The organism is Gemmatimonadota bacterium (assembly GCA_026706345.1).
Taxonomy (GTDB): Bacteria; JAAXHH01; JAAXHH01; order JAAXHH01; family JAAXHH01; genus JAAXHH01.
Genome location: JAPOYX010000092.1, coordinates 1 through 3711, shown reverse-complemented (window position 1 = coordinate 3711; position 3711 = coordinate 1). Strand labels below are relative to the sequence as shown.

Sequence of the window (3711 nt, the reverse complement as noted above, 5' to 3'; positions counted from 1 at the left end):
CGGCAGTATGATCCCACCCCGTCACCGCGCTCATAAGGTGAGCGGCGTCGGCGTAAAAATCCTCAAAACACTTGCGTAAAAACTTGCACACAATCAGTGAGTCCAGGACCGCGGAGAAGTCTTCGGACGCGGCAACCAGCGCCCCGCGACCGGCATCGGCTTGCAGACGATCAACCTGGCCTGAGAAGTCCGCCTCATACGCCCCCGAGCGGTTATGGCAGGCCCCACGCGGGCTGACCGCTAAACCGAGCGCCATGGTCTTGAGGCTGCGTGGCTCGTAGCCCGGCAGCTCCATGCCTTTGATATGCATGGCGAAGTGCTCCGCTTCTCCCCCGATGCGGATGGCCGCCCGCCGCGAGCCCTCGGCCAGGACCGCCCCTACTCCTCGTCTGTGGGCAATGTCTGGGATCAAGCCGAGAAACGCCTCCGCGTTGCCGAAGGACAGCCCTGTCGCACGCAGCTCGGGCCAGAGACCCTTGCCCGCACATTCCGCCGCCCAGGCGAGAGTGCCGCCAGTACTAATGGTATCCAGTCCGTACTGGTCGCACAGCCGGGCGGCCCGCAGGATCGCGTCCGGCTCCTCGATGCCGCACAGCGGACCAAACGCAAAGAGGGTTTCATATTCAAGCCGTTGAGCCTCACCGCTCAGGGATTGAAACAGGCGCTCGCAGCGAATCGTGCACGCGGCGCAGCCGTGCGTCTGGCTGAAACTATTGGTGATAAAAGATTCCCCGCTGAGCGCTTCCACCTGGGCAAACGGGGTATTCTGAAAATTATAGGTCGGCAGACTGCCCAGCCGGTCGAAGACCGCCAGGTTCGCCACCGTCCCAATTTCACGGTATTTTGCCGTCTGTGGCCCAACACTCCGCTCGCGGAGTGTGGTGGCAATTTTTTCCACCGCCTCCGTATCGGCCACTGCCACCCGGCAATGACCTCGCAGGGCAACGGCCTTGAGCTGCTTGGCACCGAACACCGCGCCGACGCCACCCCGTCCGGCATGCCGGCCCTCGTTGCTGAGGGTTGCAAACCGCACGAGGTTTTCCCCCGCCCGCCCGATGGCAGCTACCCGGACCTCCGCTTCTTTTTCCGCGCGTTCCGCGTGCCGAATGCGTTCTTCGGTTTCCTGGGCGCTCAGCCCCGTCAGAGGGCTTGCCGTTCGGAACTCGACTCCGTCGTCCGTTATCAGGAGATAGGTGGGTTGCCCGGCCGCGCCGGTAATCACCAGCGCATCGACTCCGACCCGCTTGAGCTCCAGGGCGAAAAAACTGGAGGAGAGCGAGTCCGCAATAAAACCGGTCAGGGGCGACTTGGTGACCACCGCATATTTGGCGGTGGTGGTCAGGCCCGTTCCGACCAGCGGGGCGCTGGTGAAAATGAGCGGATTGTCGGCCGAGAACGGCTCCACGCCAGGAGGTGCGTGATCGTACAGCAGAGACGCGCCCAGGCCCACACCGCCCAGCACCGCGGTGAGCCGGGACGCGTCGATGTCCTGCCAGGAGTAGGACTGCGTGGTGAGGTCTATACGGAGCAGACGACCGTGGAACCCGTACATGGTTTATCCGCCCGCATCGCTCGACAAGATCAACAGGCTGTCACCCGCCCGGAGACGGGTGTGCGCGTCTCGAACAAAATCTTTCCCATTGATGTTGCAGGTATAGCCGCTCCGTAAGCTGGTGTGTCCCGTATCATCCGCGGACAGCACCGCACCCAGGAGGGCGGGACATTCCGCCCCTAAGACAGCCAGTGCGTCTCCGAGGGTTGCCTCAGCCGAAAGGGTCAACGGGACGCGCGGGGTGTGTGCGGTCAGGCGCGCGACGCCGAACAACTCCACCGTGCAGGAAATGGGCGCAGACAGCGTCCGCCACCGGACCAGGGCGGCCTGATAGTCCGCCTGGGTGTTCATATTGAGGAAACTCAGCCCCTCGGGGTCAAAGCGTTTGATTTCCGTTGGCGATACTTTCCGGGTTGGCACGGTGTCATACAAATAGACCGGACGGAGGCGTTGGGTGGCGAGCTGTTCTTGCAAATGGGGGACGACACGCCTTCGATACACGGCGTGCAGCGGTTGAAGCCGGACTTGCCACACGGGGACGACCACATCATAGTCACGGCCGTTGTGATCGAGCTGCGAGACGAGATAGTCGATGAACGGCAACTGGAGAAAGGGCACATCGCACGACGTGACAAAGGCCGCCGCGCCGCGGATCGCTCGCAGGCCGTAGTAGAGGCCTCCGACCGGACCCTGATAGGCCACGGTATCATGCACCAGCGTGACCGGCAGGGCCGGCAGGGTCTGGTCCGGTGCGGCGACCACAACGATATCGGAAAAGCGTTGGGACAGCCGCTGGACCAGGTGAGCGATAAGCGGCTTGTCGTCAAAGGGCAGCAGCGCCTTCGGCCTCCCCATGCGCGAACTTTTCCCACCGCTCAGAATAACCGCCGAAAGGCTGTAGGTCGAGGCTTGCGTATCCATGCTGTCCCAAAGCACCGTACCAGATTGGAATCTATTCAGAACAAAAATGCTATCATCTCAACGGGAGAGGGACAATAAATTCTCCGGTCTTCCCTTCTTCATTTTTTATTGTAATCAAAATGAGAATTTGCTACCTTCCACCTCCACCTCAGGATCGACAGGGTAGATAAGATGAAACGGCACGAGAGGAGACATATTTTTGGCTGTTAAACTATACATTGGCAATCTTCCCCCCATGCTCTGCTTTCCCGAGCTTGAAGACTTATTTACCCCATTTGGGGACCTCCATTCTGCCGAACTCATCACCGACCCTGCCACCGGTTTGTCTCGGGGGTTCGGCTTTATCGAAATGGAGACGGAAACTGCCGCTCAGGCGGCCATCTCAGACCTGAATGGCAAAGAAGTCGATGGACAGGCCCTCACCGTCAATGAGGTCAAACCCGGCCGCGGCGGTCCCATACCCACTCGGGATGGTGGGCGCGGGAGACCTGCCCCGGCTGCGAACCGCCCGCCCTCCCAGCCCCGTCCGTCATCCGGCACCCGGCTCTTTGTCGGCAACCTGCCCTATTCCGCGGGAAACACCGACCTGGAAAAGGTCTTTGCCGAGGTCGGCACGGTCAGTTCGGTCAGCGTTGTCACCGACCGTTTCTCCGGACAATCAAAGGGCTTCGCCTTTGTTGAAATGGGATCGAAGGAAGAGGCCGACGCGATTATTGAAAAATTCAACGGCCAGGAAGTCCTTGGCCGGGTGCTGAAGGTCAACGCCGCGCGTCCACCGGAACGACGGCGGTTCGGCGGCGGTGGTGGCGGGCGGCGATTCTGATCGACTCTGTCCGCAGCTAGCCCTGCTCCAGATGGTAGAATACCAGACCGGTCAACAGCTTGGGGTAGAAATAGGTTGACTTCTGCGGCATGGTCTCGCCGCCGGCACAGACCTGCTGAATCTGCTCAAAGGTTGTTGAGCGCAGGAGAAAAGCGGCCTGAGCGTCTCCGGCGCTCACACGTTGCAGCGCCTCGTCAGTATCGCTCGTATACGAGACGGCCTGCTTTTGGACGGCGGGCGGTAAGCCCAGAAAACGCTCGAACAGCACATCGTGCAACACGGTGACATCAAGCGCCCGCATGGCCGCCGAGGCGGGCAGGTCCTGCGTGACCCGGTCATCGAAGGACAACAGCCAGTCGTGCTCGGCTCCGGCCATGACGCACCCGATACGGCGCTCCGGGCCGGGCGCCGAAAG

4 protein-coding genes are annotated in these 3711 nt (G+C 61.4%); 1 reads left to right on the top strand and 3 read right to left on the bottom strand.

The features are described from left to right. Both OXG98_06910 and OXG98_06905 read right to left on the bottom strand, forming a co-directional pair. A partial coding sequence (locus OXG98_06910) for an aldehyde ferredoxin oxidoreductase family protein (GenBank protein ID MCY3771733.1) occupies nt 1–1552 on the bottom strand: 1552 nt, incomplete at its 3' end. 3 nt (nt 1553–1555) lie between these two features. Further along, a complete protein-coding gene (locus OXG98_06905; GenBank protein ID MCY3771732.1) occupies nt 1556–2473 on the bottom strand; it encodes an NTP transferase domain-containing protein in 918 nt (305 codons plus the stop codon). Nucleotides 2474–2672: 199 nt separating this feature from the next. Between OXG98_06905 and OXG98_06900 the strand changes: the two genes are divergently transcribed. Beyond that, entirely contained in the window at nt 2673–3296 is a 624-nt protein-coding gene (locus OXG98_06900; protein MCY3771731.1) for a hypothetical protein, read from the top strand. Between the two features lie 16 nt (nt 3297–3312). Here OXG98_06900 and OXG98_06895 read toward each other — a convergent pair. Further along, the coding region (locus tag OXG98_06895; GenBank protein MCY3771730.1) for a hypothetical protein at nt 3313–3711 on the bottom strand (399 nt) is incomplete at its 5' end.